The following is a 12,826-nucleotide window of genomic DNA, read 5'->3' on the forward strand; positions in this document are numbered from 1 at the left end:
AAGAGCCAGGCACCAGGTGAGAAGAACCCAACCACCGCAACGCGGCACCGTCGAGACTGACACTGAGTGTTTGCACAGCGACACGCCGCAAATGGTGGCATTCTGCGCACGCTCGCGGCCGCGATCAGAGCCGCCCGGCGGCCTTCATCGCCAGATAGGCATCGGCCAGCGCCGGCGCCAGGTCCTCCGGTGGGGCGTCGATGACCTGCACGCCGCTGCGGCGCAACTGGGCCGCCGCCGCACGGCGATCGTTGCGGGCTCGCTCGGCGGCCCCGGCGTCATAGACAGCGGCGGCGTCGCCGCGGCCTTGCGCCAGCCGTTCCACTCGCGGATCGGCGACCGCGGCCAGGATCACCTGGTGTGCCGCAGTCAGTTTCGGCAATACCGGCAGCAAGCCTTCTTCCAGGGCGGAGGCGTTGAGATCGGTCAACAGCACCACCAGGTTCTGTCGGCGCGCCCGCCGGGACAAGGCGGCGACCATCGCCGCGGCGTCGGATTCGACCAGCACCGGCTGCAGCGGCGCCATCGCGTCGACCAACTGGGCGAACAACCGGGTTCTCGACGCCCCGAACACCTCGGCCCGGGTCACCTGATCGTGGGCGAGCAGATCGACGTGGTCGCCGGCGCGTAATGCCAATGCCGCCAACAACAGTGCGGCGTCCATCGACCAATCCAGCCGCGGCCAGCCCGCGGGGTCCCGCGCGGTCGGGTCGACCCCGATCCGGCCCGCCGCGGTCCGGCCGGTGTCGAGCACGATGACGACCCGCCGGTCACGCTCGGGCCGCCAGGTGCGCACCACGACGTCGGCACGCCGCGCGGTGGCCCGCCAGTCGATCGAGCGCACGTCGTCGCCGACGACGTATTCGCGCAGTGAGTCGAACTCGCTGCCCTGACCGCGCACCAGCGCCGGAAGATTCCCGTCGATCTCGCGCAGCCGGGCCAACCGTGCCGGCAGGTGCCGGCGCGACAAGAACGGTGGGAGCACCCGCACCTTCCCGGGCACCTGCCGGGATCGCTGGCGTCCGGCCAGCCCCAGTGGTCCGATCGAGCGCACGGTGACCCGGGCGGCCTGTTGGTCGCCGCGGCGGATCGGCCGAAGCTCGGTGCGCAGCCGGTATTGCTGTCCGGCTGCCAGCTCCAGCGGATGGGAGCGCGGCGTGGCACAAGCGCTGGGCGACCAGGAGTCCCGTACCTGACCGCGGAATCGGCTGCCACCGTTGCCGACCCACAACGTGGTCAGCACCGTCTGGCCGAGCCGTACCGCGTTGTCCATGGACCGCTCGATGCGCAAGGTCGCGGGATCGGTCGTCAACGCGACGTCGAGCACCACTGCCGCGATGAGCCCGGCCAGCAGCACCGTAAACGCCGCCGCCGGCCAGGGCGCCACCGTGATCGGCACGGCGCAAAGCAGTGCGATCAGCGCGGTGCGGCCCGTCAGAATCACCAGCGGGGCACCGGGACCGAGGCCAGGATGGCATCGAGAACGCCGTCGGCGGTGGCGCCCTCGAGGTCGGCCTCCGGGCGCAACATCACCCGGTGCCGCAGCGTGGAGCGGGCCATCGCCTTGACGTCATCGGGCGTCACGTAGTTGCGCCCGGACAGCCACGCCCACGACCGCGCCGTGGCCAGCAACGCGGTCGCACCACGCGGTGAAACACCCAGTTGCAGGGCGGGGGAGTGCCGGGTCGCCGCGACCACGTCGACGATGTAGCCCAGCACCTGGTCTGCCACCAGGACCTGGCGCACCGCGGCGCGACCGGCCGCCAGGTCCGGCGCGCCGGCCACCTGGGCCACCGCGGACAGATCGTGCGGGTCAAACCCCTGCGCATGCCGAGACAAGATGTCGATCTCGGCCTCGCGCACCGGCAGCGGCACGGTCAACTTGAGCAGGAACCGGTCGAGCTGGGCCTCCGGCAGCCGATAGGTGCCCTCGTACTCGATGGGGTTGGCGGTGGCCGCGACGATGAACGGGTCGGGTAGCGGCCTGGCCGCACCGTCGACGCTGACCTGCCCTTCCTCCATCGCCTCCAACAGCGCCGCCTGGGTCTTGGGGGGCGTCCGGTTGATCTCGTCGGCCAGCAGCAGATTGGTGAAGACCGGGCCGGGGCGGAACACGAACTCCGCGGTGTGGGTGTCGTAGACCAGCGAGCCGGTGATATCCCCGGGCATCAGGTCCGGGGTGAACTGGACCCGTTTGAAGTCCAGCTGCAACGCGGCGCTCAGGGTGCGGACCAGCAGGGTTTTCGCTACGCCGGGGACGCCTTCGAGCAGCACGTGGCCGCGGCATAACAGCGCGATCACCAGGCCGCTGACCACGGCGTCCTGGCCGACAACAACCTTGGCGACTTCGCTGCGCAACGCCAGCAACGCCTGACGGGCCGCGGCAGCAGCCGGATTCTCGGCGGGAGTGTGAGTCACGAGTGGGTGACCTGCCTTTCGATGTCGTCGAGTGCGTGGGCCAGGGCGACCAGGGCCTCGTCGGAATCCGGAGGTGGTCCGAACAGTAAGTGCCCCAGCCAGTCCGGGTGGGCGCCAATCCGCGCCGACACTGCGGCGATCAGCGCGGGTGGCTCTGGCCCCGGGCCCAATCCCAGTCGGGGAGCCAGTCGGCGCAGCGCCGCAGTACGCAGCGCGGCGGCGGCTCGGTCCCGGGCGCGGTGGGAGCGGTAGAGCCGGCCAAGCCCCTCGACGGTCTCCGACGCGCGGACGACGACGGGCAATGACTCGGCGACCAGCGGGCCCAGTCGGCGGCCCTTCCACAAGGCGGCCAGTGCCAGTGCCACACACAACTGCCAGAACAGCCATCGCACGTTTGACGGGATCAGGCCGGAAATCGCTGCCTTTCCCGACTTTGCGCCTTGAACATGTTGGGGCGCATACCAGATCAGGCGATTTGAGGTGCCGGCAAGATTCATCGCCAGTGCGGCGTTGCCCGCGCGGGCCAGGTCGGCGTTGGTCATGAAGGTCTCACTGCCGATCACGGTGATGGTCCGCTTGCCGTCCCGATAGCGCACCAGGGCGCCGTCATAGCAGCTGTCCACCGAATGACCTTGGATCGCAGCGTAGGTCGCGGTGGTGCGCAGGTCCACTTCGCCGGCCCGTTGCGCCTCGCGCAGGCTGCAACCGGGCCGGTGGGTGTATGCCCGGGCCGGCCCGGACCGGATGCCGGGTGCCAGGGCCTTGCGGGCCAGGGCATCGGGTGCCACCAGTAGCAGGTCGCCCGGCAGATCGGCCAGCCGGTTCATCAGCTCACTGCCGGCGATGCGTGGGGTCTGGGCCACCAGCACCAGCGTGTCGGGACGCGCCTGCAGCGCGACGTCATCGACGGTTCCGGCGGGCACAACCTCCACTCCGCGGTGACGCAGCAGCGCCACCAACGCGTGCGCGCCCTCGGGCCCGGTGGCATTGGGATCCATTCGGCCGCCCGGCCGCGGCGTGGTCAGGTAGGCGCCCACCGCCGAAACCGCCACGATCACAGCCAAGGCCGCCGCGACCCACAGCCACGTCCGCCGCCGGCTTGTCATCGGAACTGCCGCGCCGGCGTTGTGGCCCGCACCCGTTCGTCGAGGTCTGCGACGATCCGATATCCCTCCGGGGTCGCGGGCAGCTCGCCGTAGCTGACGTCGTTGAATGTCTCGGCGGCCCGGAACAACTCACCGGCCAGGCCCGGTAGCGCCGTACCGGCATCGCGGGCCAACTCGGTGGCGGTACGGCCCGTGGCGGGATGCAAGACGCCGGTCTCCTCGAGTTGGCGGGCCACCGCCCGCAGTCGGTGCCGGATCGCCTCGACCCAATCCCCCGCTGCGGCGTGCCGTTGCGCAGCGGCGCGGTGTTCGGCGGCGCTGAGTTGTGTTGCGCCGTACAACGGGTCGCCGCGGCGGCCGTCGTGCAGCATCCGGCGGCTGACGTGGACGGCAGTCACCACGGCCGCCGCGAGGACGATCAGCAACAGGCTGATGGTGAACCACCCGCCTGGCAACTCCGCACCCTTGAGCACCAGCCGCCGTACCAGCGTCTCGATGAAGTCGAGGAACTGTTGTTTGGGTGACGGCCGCGGGTACATCGGTTTTGCCAGCTCGCGTTCGGCCGCCTCGCGGGCGGCTTCGCGGTCGACGTCGACGGTGGGCACCGGAGAATCCTTACCCCGGGGGCCGGGTCAGCCAGAGGTTGTCGGTCCACCCGGCGCCGTACGGCCCACCGGTTGCGCCGGTGCGCAGCACCAGGTCGAACGCCTCGCCCCGGATACGGCGGTCGGTGTACAGCAGTACCGACACCCCGGCGCTGAACGGCAGCACGATGATCTGACCGAGCGTCGTTCCGATCCGGGAGAACAGGCTCAACTGTGCACCGCCGGTCAGGGCGTCGGTGCCATGGGTGACGATCATCCCGAAGATGTTGAAGGGAAACGCCACTGCGCTGCTGATCAGGGAGACGATCAACGCGGTCAGCGCCATGATGCCCAGCACCCGCCAGAAACTGTTGCGTACCAAGTAGAACGAGCGGCGCATCGCTTCGAACACGGGTTGGCGCTCCAGCACGATCACTGTTGGCGCGAAGACCAGCACGGTGTAGCCGTAGGCCAATGCTGCGATCAGCGCCGGTACCAGCGGCACAGCGATCAACACTGCGGCGCCGGTGCCGCCGGCCCCGGCGGCGAAGGTGACCAAGGCGGCCGCGAAGCCACACAGCACCGCCGCGGCCAGGCCGATCAGGGCGGTCAGGCCGATCAGCGGACCGAAGCGGTCGCGCACGCTCGCCCAGGCTTCGGCGATGGTGATCGGCGACCCGAACACCGCGCGACCGACCACGACGGTCAGCAGTCCGGTCAACACGATGGTGCCCAGGGCGGTCACGATGGCCGCGCCGACAGAACCGGTCAGCCACGCCGCCACGTCGCCGCCGGACAGCTCCGAGGACGACCTTCCCGGGCCCGACGGGCCGAGCGCCGACAGTAGGCCGAACAGGGCGATCCCGCTGATGATCTGGGTGGCCACCACGACCACGGCGGTGAGCCCGAGCACGGTCTTGGGGTTGGCCCGGATGTAGCCGACGGCGCCGTTGTAGATGTCGGTGAGGCTCAGTGGGCGCAGGGGAATGATGCCGGGCTTGAGTTCCGGCTGCGGATAGCCCTGCGGGGGGCCGTATCCCGGCGGCGGCCCGTAGCCGGGTGGGGGACCATAGCCCGGAGCCGGGGGACCATAGCCGGGCGGCGGGCCGTAGCCCGGCGGGGGTGGGCCGTGACCCGGCGGTGGCGGTCCGTAGCCGGGCGGGGGGCCGTAGCCGGGCGGCGGACCGTAGCCCGGAGGTGGCGGGCCGTAGCCGGGAGGCGGAAAACCGGGTCCGGGGTAGCCGGGCGGAGGCGGATTCACCATGTGGCTGAGCGTAGCGTTATGGGGCATGGCGGAACTCAAATCCCAGTTGCGTACCGATCTGACGGCGTCGATGAAGGCGCAGGACAAGCTGCGCACCGCAACCCTGCGAATGTTGTTGGCCGCGATTCAAGCCGAAGAGGTCGCCGGCAAACAGGCCCGGGAACTGACCGACGAGGACGTCTTGAAGGTGCTGGCGCGCGAGGCCCGCAAACGTGCGGAGTCCGCGACCATCTACACCCAGAACGGCCGGGGCGACCTCGCCGCCGAAGAGCACGCCGAGGCCCGGATCATCGACGAGTACCTACCTGCGCCGCTCAGCGACGCCGAACTGGCCGACGTCGTCGACACCGCGCTGGCGCAGGTCGCCGAGGCGATCGGGGAGCGGCCGCACATGAAGCACATGGGCCAGGTGATGAAGGCCGCCACCGCGATCGCCGCGGGCAAGGCCGACGGTTCGCGGCTGTCGGCCGCGGTCCGGGACCGGCTCTAGCGATTGACCGCGGCATCGGCGCCGATCAAGGCGGTAGCGCTCAAACCATTTTCGGGGCACAAGCCGTGATTGATGTAACCAGCACGGAGCACGCGAGCCCGGACTGGCCGCCATCGAGGCCGAATTTCGGTATCGATGGCGCCGAGTCGTCAACACCGCTCAGTCGTGGTTGAAATGTGCCGAAAGCGCAATCAGGATCGTCACGATGACGAGAATGACGATGATGGGAAGCGCCCACGGGAGTACCGCTTCGATCACCACACCAGCATAGGCCGGTTTCGGCTGGCGGTAGCGCGGCCGAGTGGAAGCACATGGGCCAGGTGATGAAGGCCGCCACCGCGATCGCCGCGGTCCGCGACGGGCTCTAGGAACCGGTTGCCGGCAGCTGCCAGCCCGTCAGAGCGGCGATGAAGCTGTCGGGGTCGGTAACGCTGACGTAGAGAACGCGGACCGGCCTGTTGAACCAGCCGGCCGTCGGCGCTTTGCTCGGTTTGACGGCGTGGGTCAGCCGTATCTGGACCACGCCGTGCCGGGATCCGTTGACCAGCCAGCCATTACACGCCTGATGGACCCCCCAGCCCCACATGCGTTCCGGTGCCGGCCGGGCGGATTCGATGTTGTCCAAGGCGATGTCCATGGCGAAGGCCCATCCGCTGCGGACTTGCAGCAGACCGTCGGCCACCCGGATGCTGGCGCGCCCGGGCCCCAGGCCGAACACCGTCGCCAGCGGTCGATACCACCGGTCATAGCGCATCGGGAAGTCCACAGCAGACATTGTCTACGGCCAAGGAGGCTGGGGGACTGGTTTCGATGCAACCAGTAACCGAAGGGCGTCCGCTATTCCGCCTGGCGGAAGTAGGGCTCAACCGTGCCGCTGAGCTTGACGACCATCGGATTTCCGCGGCGATCCTTGGCGGTAGGGACTTCCACACGCACCCAACCCTCGGCCACGTTGTATTCGTGCACGTTCGTTCTCTCGACGCCATTGAAGCGAATACCGACATCGCGGCGGAGAGTCTCTTCGTCATAGAAGGCGCTGCGCGGATCGATGGAGAGCTGATTCGGCGGAACGTCTGTGTTCGGATCCTCGGACAAGATGATGGCCTTCGTCGAATGCTGCGTGAAGTTCGTGGATTTGATTCGCTAAGAACCTACGCGACCAAGGCTGGCTGGATGAAATCACGGCCAACGCAGGTCACCGCGACATACGTCGCCCCCGACGAGAAAGGGCTCCGACTGGATTGACCAGTCAGAGCCCTCTACCGGCAACAACCTGAGTCGGGGTGGCGGGATTCGAACCCACGACCTCTTCGTCCCGAACGAAGCACGCTACCAAGCTGCGCCACACCCCGTGTGAAGCCACGACAGCGTATCGCACCGCGCGGCCGGTCACCCAAACGCCCAGTTCAGCCAACATCGAGGCCCAGCTCACTAGCTCCCGAGAGCATGAAACGCCCCACATTCCGGCGTGTGGAGCTCGCAAACATAGGCGGACTTAGGCAGACTGACTAATAAGGTTTAGTGCAAAGGGAGTCGAATCATGACGCTGTTAGGCGGAGCGGTGTATGCCGGTTTCTTCGCTCTGGCTGCGGTGTGGCTGGTAGCCACCAACCCCGACGCAGCCGAAGAGCGGGCTCAGGCGAACGCGAACCGGCAGGACCTCTCGAACTCGGCCAGAACGGCCGCCGGGCCCGTCGGATCGAGCCCTTGCTGCGCCAGCCAGTCGTCGTTGTAATAGGTGTCGGCGTAGCGGTCGCCGCTGTCGGCCAGCACGGTGACCACCGACCCGCTGCGCCCGTCGGAAACCATCTCGGCCAGTAGCGCAAAGGCACCCCAGACATTGGTGCCGGTCGAGGCACCCACCCGACGGCCCAGGACCGCGCTGACGTGCCGCGCAGTGGCCACCGAGGCGGCGTCGAGCACCGCCATCATCCGGTCCACCACGTCGGGCAGGAACGACGGTTCCACCCGCGGCCGGCCGATGCCTTCGATCCGCGACGATTCCTCGACCACGACGTCGTAGCGGCACTGTGAGTAGGCCCGGTAGAAGGCCGAGTTCTCCGGGTCGACCACGCACAGCCGGGTGGCGTGCCGGCGATACCGGATGTAGCGGCCGATCGTCGCGCTGGTGCCGCCGGTGCCGGCCCCCACCACGATCCACTCCGGGATGGGGTGGGCTTCCTCGCGCATCTGGGAGTACATCGACTCCGCGATGTTGTTGTTGCCGCGCCAGTCGGTGGCGCGTTCGGCGTTGGTGAACTGGTCCAGGTAATGCCCGCCGGTGTCGGCGGCGATCCGCTCCGCTTCGGCGTAGACGTCGGCCGAATGCGCCACGAAATGGCAGCGCCCGCCCTGCGCCTCGATCAGCGCCACTTTCGACGCACTGGTCGAGGACGGCATGACCGCGACGAACGGTAGCCCCAGCAGGGCCGCGAAGTAGGCCTCGGACACCGCGGTGGACCCCGACGACGCCTCGACCACCGTGGTGCCCTCGGCGATTCGGCCGTTGCACAGCCCATAGAGGAACAGTGAGCGGGCCAGCCGGTGCTTGAGGCTGCCGGTGATGTGGGTGGTCTCGTCTTTGAGGTACAGCGCTACGTCGGCTTCGGCGGCCCACGCAGCGGGCAGCGGGTAACGCAGCAGATGGGTGTCGGCGCTGCGCCGTGCGTCGGCTTCGATCAGCCGGATCGCGTTGTCGGCCCAGCGCCGTGGATGCCCGTGGTCGGCGATCCGCCCAGTCAACGGGCCGACACGGAGGGCTGGGTCGAGCCGCGGATGAGCTGCGAATCGTCACCGCCGGTCGGGGCGGCCACCAGGGTCAGCAGGCTCGCCTCGGGGCGGCAGGCGAACCGCACCGGCGCGAATGGCGAGGTGCCGATGCCCGCCGAGACGTGCAGGCGCATGTGCGCACCCCACTGCGAGGGTCCCTTCACCCGAGAGCGATCCAGTCCGCAGTTGGTCACCAGTGCGCCGTAGAACGGCACGCACAGCTGGCCGCCGTGGGTGTGACCGGCCATCACCAGCTGATACCCGTCGCCGGCGAATCGGTCGAGCACACGTGGCTCCGGCGAATGGGTCAACCCCAAGCGCAGATCGGCGGTCAGGTCGGACGGACCGGCGATGGTGTCGTAGCGGTCCCGCTCGATGTGCGGGTCGTCGACGCCGGCCGCGGCGATCCGGTGTCCGGCCACGTCGAATTCGCGACGGTTGTGGGTCAGGTCCAGCCAGCCGCGCTCGGTGAAAGCCGCGCGCAGGTCCTGCCACGGCAGCGGAACGCCGTGGACCCGATGCGTTGGCTTGGTCAGGTACTTCGCCGGGTTCTTCAGCCGCGGTCCGAAGTAGTCGTTGCTGCCGAACACGAACACTCCCGGCACCGACAGCAGATCACCCAGGGCCTGCACCACCGCTGGCACCGCCTTCGGATGCGCGAGGTTGTCGCCGGTGTTGACCACCAAGTCCGGCTCCAGGCGCACCAGCTCCCGCAGCCAGGCCTGTTTGCGGCGTTGGCCGGGACGCATGTGGATGTCGCTGATGTGCAGTACCCGCAGCGGTGAGGAGCCGGGAGCCAGCACCGGCATCGTCGCCTCGCGGACCACGAATGCGTTGCGTTCGATGATCGCGCCATAGCCGATAGCGAGGGCCGCCGGCCCGAGCGCCGCCGAAGCGGCGACGACGGACCGGGTCAGAGCAGGTGAGGCAGCCATGGCGTTCAGACTACTGCGCCCGGACCGTGTGGCCGCGATTACGGCGGCGGCGCAGGGGGCGGCAGCAGCGGAATGGTGATCGGCGGCAAGCCGGGAATCTCCACCACCGTCGACCCGACCGGGCCCAGCGGCGGCAGGCCGTCCGGCGGCGGTGGCGGTGGCGGTGGGATGCCGTTGCTGACGTCGATGGTGATGATCGAACCGGGAATGGTCTGCCCACTCGGTGACGTACCGACGACGGCACCGGAACGGGCGCTGCTGTTGACCCAGTTCGGCTGGTCGGCGACCTGGAACCCGACTTCCTTGAGTCGCGCCCGGGCGGCGTCCACGTCCAGGCCGGTGACGCTGGGCACCCGTGAGTTGGGGCCGCCGTCGACGTACCGGGGTTCGGTCGGCGGCATGATGACGTCGCCGAAGTCGGTGGCGATCGGTTTCATTGCCGCAAACCAGGTCCGGGCCGGCTCGTTGCCGCCGTAGAGGTCGCCGTCTCCGCAGTGCCGCAGCGGAAACGAGCACAGGTCCGACGGTGAGCTGGAGTCGTCGAAGATGTAGTTGGCTGCGGCGTACCGGTTGGTGAAGCCCAGGAAACCCGACGAGCGGTGCGCCTCGGTGGTGCCGGTTTTGCCCGCCATCGGCAGATCCCAGCCCACCGAACCCGCGGCGGGCGCCGCGGTGCCGCCGCCTTGGATGTCCTTGCTCAAGGCGTTGGCCATGGTGTTCGCGAGCCCTTCGGGAACCACGCGCTCACAGGTCTCGGTGGTCACAGCCACCTCGTTGCCGTTGCGGTCGAAGACCTTGTCGATCGGGTTCGGCGGGCACCAGACGCCGCCGGAGGCCAAGGTGGCGGCAACGTTGGACAGCTCCAGCGCGTTGACCTCGATCGGGCCCAGGGTGAACGAGCCCAGGTTCTGTCGCTTGACGAAATCGGCCAGGCTCTCGTTGCTGTCCGGGTCGTAGTCGCGGGCGGTGCCCGGATCGGCGTAGGAACGCAGGCCCAGCTTGATCGCCATGTCCACGGTGCGGCCGACGCCGACCTGGGAGATCAGCTTCGCGAACGCGGTGTTGGGCGAGGTCGCCAGCGCGGTGGAGACGTTCATCGGCGACCGATAGGGGGCGACGTTGACCACGCACCAGGTCTCCTTGGGGCAGCCCTTGGCGCCGCCGGAGCCCATGCCCTTGGTCTGGAACCGGCCGGGGACTTCGAGATCGGCGCTGATCCCCATGCCCATCTCCAGTGCCGCTGCCACGGTGAACGTCTTGAAGATGGATCCGGCGCCGTCGCCGACCAGTGAGAACGGTTGCGGCCGCATGGTTTCGCCGAGGTCGGCGTTGAGCCCGTAGGTACGGTTGCTGGCCATGGCCAGCACCGGGTGTGCGTCGCTGCCGGGCTTGATCACGCTCATCACGCTGGCGATGCCCTGCACGTTGGGGTTGGCGAAGCTGTCGATCGCCTCTTTGATCGGCGCCTGCACGTCGGGGTCCAGTGTGGTGTGGATGACGTAGCCGCCGCGGGCTACCTGCTCCTTGCTGATCCCCGCGCGCGTCAGGTACTCCTGCACGTAGTCGCAGAAGAAGGCCCGGTCGCCGGCCGCGATGCAGCCCCGCGGCAGCTCGTTGGGCTGCGGCAGGATGCCCAGTGGCTCGGCCTTGGCCGCTCGCAGTGCGTCGGCCTCGCCGGGGATGTTTTCGATCATCGTGTCCAGCACCAGGTTCCGTCGCGCCAGTGCGCCCTCGGGATTGGTGTAGGGGTTCAGCGTGCTGGTCGACTGCACCATGCCGGCCAGCAGGGCCGACTGCTGCCAGTTGAGGTCTATGGCGTCGACACCGAAGTAGGTCTGGGCGGCGTCCTGGATGCCGAACGAGTTGTTGCCGAACGAGACCAGGTTCAGGTAGCGGGTCAGGATCTGCGGCTTGGTGAAGGTCCGGTCCAGGGTGAGCGCCATCCGGATCTCGCGGAGCTTGCGCGCGGGGGTGGTCTCGATCGCGGCGCGCTTCTCGGCATCGGTCTGGGCCAGTACCAGCAGTTGGTAGTTCTTGATGTACTGCTGCTCCAGTGTCGACCCGCCGCGAGTGTCGATGTCCCCGGAGGCGTAGCCGGCCAGCCCGGTCAGCGTCCCCTTCCAGTCCACCCCGCTGTGCTCGGCGAACCGCTTGTCCTCGATGGAGACGATCGCCAGCTTCATCGTGTCGGCGATCTTGTCGCTGGGCACCTCGAACCGGCGCTGCGAGTACAGCCACGCGATCGTGTTGCCCTTGGCGTCGACCATCGTCGACACCGCGGGCACGTCACCGCTGACCAGCTGGGCCGACCCGTTGGCCACCACGTCGGAGGCGCGGTTGGACATCAGGCCGACACCGCCGGCGACGGGGAACAGCAGCGCCGCGAGCAGCACGGCGGCGAGCAGACAACACCCGGCCAGTTTGAGCACAGTAGGGCCGGTCGGGGGGCGCTCCGACATGGCTACACACTAGCGGTGGTCGCAAGCGCGGCTGAGCCGGGCGATGGGGGCGGCTCCCGCTTGCGGGGGACGGGCCACCGCCATCAACCCAGCCCCGGGGCAGGCGGGCGCTCGCCGAAGACGCCGAACACCGTGGGCGCCCCGGGCCGATTTAACTGACATAGGCGTCAAAAACTGTCGTGTTCAGGCAAGGCTTTGCTGCTGATCGCGGCGCAGATCATGATCGGACGGCACGGTTGTCCCAAAAATGTGCCGATCAACCTGTTGCGCAGACAGCACCTGACCACCTAACTTGGACATCAAGTGCGATTCAGGTAACACTGATGACACGATGTGGCGTAGATCGCAATGTTGGATCGCGTCGATGTTGAATAGGTGGCTGCCGGGGCGGCCGGGACGGAGGATCGTCAGTGTCTGTTACGGGGACAGCGGTTCATAACGCCAGCATGCCAACGGATTCATCCCAACCCCCCCGAACCGTCCTGCGCGGCGTGCAGGACGAGGGGCGAATCGCCTGGGTTTCCAAGGCCGTATGCCGCGGTGCGGATCCCGACGAACTCTTCGTACGTGGTGCGGCACAACGCAAAGCGGCAGTGATCTGTCGGCACTGCCCGGTTGTGCTCGAGTGTTTGGCCGACGCCCTCGACAACCGGGTCGAGTTCGGTGTGTGGGGCGGCATGACCGAGCGGCAGCGCCGAGCACTGCTCAAGCAGCACCCCGAGGTGACCTCCTGGGGCGAGTACTTCGCAGCTCAGCGCAAGCAGCGTGACGCCGGCTGACGCCCGGCTGAGTCCCTCTTCG

The 12,826-nt window shown here is 68.5% G+C and carries 12 protein-coding genes and 1 tRNA gene; 2 read left to right on the forward strand and 11 right to left on the reverse strand.

Features of this window, described 5'->3' with window-relative positions:
* Nucleotides 1–124: 124 nt before the first annotated feature.
* From ACJH5R_RS18290 to ACJH5R_RS18310, 5 genes are read right to left on the reverse strand one after another with little or no spacing between them, the layout of a single operon-like run.
* Nucleotides 125–1,444: a DUF58 domain-containing protein gene (locus ACJH5R_RS18290; RefSeq protein WP_406782537.1), complete on the reverse strand. Its 1,320-nt coding sequence runs from the start codon at nt 1,442–1,444 to the stop codon at nt 125–127.
* Nucleotides 1,441–2,418 (reverse strand): AAA family ATPase, encoded by a 978-nt coding sequence (locus ACJH5R_RS18295; protein ID WP_406756838.1) that lies wholly within the window; start codon nt 2,416–2,418, stop codon nt 1,441–1,443. Before ACJH5R_RS18295 ends, ACJH5R_RS18290 begins: the two co-directional genes overlap by 4 nt.
* Entirely contained in the window at nt 2,415–3,524 is a 1,110-nt protein-coding gene (locus ACJH5R_RS18300) for a DUF4350 domain-containing protein (protein WP_406756839.1), read from the reverse strand. The genes ACJH5R_RS18295 and ACJH5R_RS18300 overlap by 4 nt, the downstream gene beginning before the upstream one ends.
* Nucleotides 3,521–4,129: a DUF4129 domain-containing protein gene (locus ACJH5R_RS18305; protein ID WP_406756840.1), complete on the reverse strand. Its 609-nt coding sequence runs from the start codon at nt 4,127–4,129 to the stop codon at nt 3,521–3,523. The genes ACJH5R_RS18300 and ACJH5R_RS18305 overlap by 4 nt, the downstream gene beginning before the upstream one ends.
* A 10-nt stretch (nt 4,130–4,139) precedes the next feature.
* The gene (locus ACJH5R_RS18310) at nt 4,140–5,372 is read right to left on the reverse strand and encodes a hypothetical protein (protein WP_406782538.1); all 1,233 of its coding nucleotides are present in this window, start codon (nt 5,370–5,372) and stop codon (nt 4,140–4,142) included.
* 25 nt (nt 5,373–5,397) lie between these two features.
* Here ACJH5R_RS18310 and ACJH5R_RS18315 point away from each other — a divergent pair, with 25 nt between their 5' ends.
* On the forward strand, nt 5,398–5,862 hold the full coding sequence (locus tag ACJH5R_RS18315) for a GatB/YqeY domain-containing protein (protein ID WP_406756842.1): 465 nt from the start codon (nt 5,398–5,400) through the stop codon (nt 5,860–5,862).
* Between the two features lie 364 nt (nt 5,863–6,226).
* Here the strand turns inward: ACJH5R_RS18315 and ACJH5R_RS18320 are convergent, their stop codons facing one another.
* The 6 genes from ACJH5R_RS18320 to ponA2 all read right to left on the reverse strand — a co-directional run bounded on the left by ACJH5R_RS18320 (nt 6,227) and on the right by ponA2 (nt 12,025).
* The gene (locus ACJH5R_RS18320) at nt 6,227–6,628 is read right to left on the reverse strand and encodes a hypothetical protein (RefSeq protein ID WP_406756843.1); all 402 of its coding nucleotides are present in this window, start codon (nt 6,626–6,628) and stop codon (nt 6,227–6,229) included.
* Nucleotides 6,629–6,699: 71 nt separating this feature from the next.
* Nucleotides 6,700–6,957, reverse strand: coding sequence for a DUF3297 family protein (locus ACJH5R_RS18325; RefSeq protein ID WP_406756844.1), 258 nt, complete (start codon nt 6,955–6,957; stop codon nt 6,700–6,702).
* Between the two features lie 183 nt (nt 6,958–7,140).
* Nucleotides 7,141–7,214 (reverse strand) — tRNA-Pro (locus tag ACJH5R_RS18330).
* 283 nt (nt 7,215–7,497) lie between these two features.
* Nucleotides 7,498–8,604 (reverse strand): PLP-dependent cysteine synthase family protein, encoded by a 1,107-nt coding sequence (locus ACJH5R_RS18335; protein ID WP_406782539.1) that lies wholly within the window; start codon nt 8,602–8,604, stop codon nt 7,498–7,500.
* Nucleotides 8,601–9,566: a metallophosphoesterase gene (locus ACJH5R_RS18340; RefSeq protein ID WP_406756846.1), complete on the reverse strand. Its 966-nt coding sequence runs from the start codon at nt 9,564–9,566 to the stop codon at nt 8,601–8,603. The genes ACJH5R_RS18335 and ACJH5R_RS18340 overlap by 4 nt, the downstream gene beginning before the upstream one ends.
* Nucleotides 9,567–9,604: 38 nt before the next feature.
* Nucleotides 9,605–12,025: a transglycosylase/D,D-transpeptidase PonA2 gene (gene ponA2, locus ACJH5R_RS18345; protein ID WP_406756847.1), complete on the reverse strand. Its 2,421-nt coding sequence runs from the start codon at nt 12,023–12,025 to the stop codon at nt 9,605–9,607.
* A gap of 446 nt (nt 12,026–12,471) precedes the next feature.
* On the opposite strand from ponA2, the gene ACJH5R_RS18350 reads away from it, so the two are divergent.
* Nucleotides 12,472–12,804 (forward strand): WhiB family transcriptional regulator, encoded by a 333-nt coding sequence (locus ACJH5R_RS18350; RefSeq protein WP_406756848.1) that lies wholly within the window; start codon nt 12,472–12,474, stop codon nt 12,802–12,804.
* Nucleotides 12,805–12,826: the final 22 nt, after the last annotated feature.

This window comes from Mycobacterium sp. SMC-19, from assembly GCF_045310815.1.
Classification (GTDB): domain Bacteria; phylum Actinomycetota; class Actinomycetes; order Mycobacteriales; family Mycobacteriaceae; genus Mycobacterium.

Coding starts and splice junctions, on each gene's coding strand:
- ACJH5R_RS18300 (WP_406756839.1), bottom strand. CDS start 3,524: ATGACAAGCCGGCGGCGGACGTGGCTGTGGGTCGCGGCGGCCTTGGCT.
- ACJH5R_RS18310 (WP_406782538.1), bottom strand. CDS start 5,372: ATGGTGAATCCGCCTCCGCCCGGCTACCCCGGACCCGGTTTTCCGCCT.
- ACJH5R_RS18315 (WP_406756842.1), top strand. CDS start 5,398: ATGGCGGAACTCAAATCCCAGTTGCGTACCGATCTGACGGCGTCGATG.
- ACJH5R_RS18340 (WP_406756846.1), bottom strand. CDS start 9,566: ATGGCTGCCTCACCTGCTCTGACCCGGTCCGTCGTCGCCGCTTCGGCG.
- ponA2 (WP_406756847.1), bottom strand. CDS start 12,025: ATGTCGGAGCGCCCCCCGACCGGCCCTACTGTGCTCAAACTGGCCGGG.
- ACJH5R_RS18350 (WP_406756848.1), top strand. CDS start 12,472: ATGCCAACGGATTCATCCCAACCCCCCCGAACCGTCCTGCGCGGCGTG.